General features: G+C 72.7%; 1 protein-coding gene. It reads left to right on the top strand.

From position 1 onward, the window contains the following. Positions 1-245 (top strand): hypothetical protein (locus tag AAEY72_RS15955; protein WP_352311632.1); only part of this gene is annotated, 245 nt, incomplete at both ends.

Here is a 245-nt window from a genome sequence, read left to right as displayed (position 1 = left end):
ACCTGCTGCCGTCGTTCCTCTACCTGCCGCATGAAAGCGAGCTGACCCAGGGCGACCTGACGCTGCCGTGGACGGCCTCGCGCGCTTTCGCGGTCGGCGAGATGGCGCGCACGCGCGGCGCCGGCACGCCGATCCGCCTCGTGTCGAGCGCGAAGAGCTGGCTGTGCCATCCGGGCGTCGACCGCCGCGCGGCGATCCTGCCGAGCGATGCACCGCCGGAAGTGGCCCGTGTGTCGCCGCTGGAA

The sequence above is a fragment of the Psychrobacter sp. W2-37-MNA-CIBAN-0211 genome, assembly GCF_040309405.1.
Classification (GTDB): Bacteria; Pseudomonadota; Gammaproteobacteria; order Pseudomonadales; family Moraxellaceae; genus Psychrobacter; species Psychrobacter glaciei.
Note: the sequence above shows the minus strand (reverse complement) of the source record. Positions and strands in the feature narration are given on the sequence as shown.